We start from the raw sequence: 363 nt of genomic DNA on the forward strand, positions 1-363 counted from the left end.
TAATTCATCAGCACTTTTTTGGGTTGTTAAAATTGCACTATTAATAGTTGTCGAAACAGCATTAGATACATTCATTTGTGATACGGAAGGTTGGCTAGGGTCGACCACATGTGAAAATTGTACAGAACTAGAATTAGAAATTGGATTTATACTTGGAATATTTGTAACAAGTACGTTGAGAGTAATCACAGCCGTTCCGTTTGGATTTATATTTCCAATCTGAATCCCGTTAGCTGGATTTCCGATCTGCTGTGTACCAGAATCGTTTGTAAGAGTGCCAGATATGAATGTCGTTCCGTCAGGTAAAATATCTGTGAAAATTATATTTTGTGAAGTAACATTTCCAGGGTTACTTAATGTAAT

General features: G+C 35.3%; 1 protein-coding gene. It reads right to left on the bottom strand.

Features of this window, described 5'->3' with window-relative positions; genetic code table 11:
* The coding region (locus tag K5S59_RS29710) for a DUF11 domain-containing protein (RefSeq protein ID WP_220784125.1) at positions 1–363 on the bottom strand (363 nt) is incomplete at both ends.

The organism is Bacillus sp. BML-BC051, from assembly GCF_019656175.1.
Lineage (GTDB): Bacteria > Bacillota > Bacilli > Bacillales > Bacillaceae_G > Bacillus_A > Bacillus_A mobilis.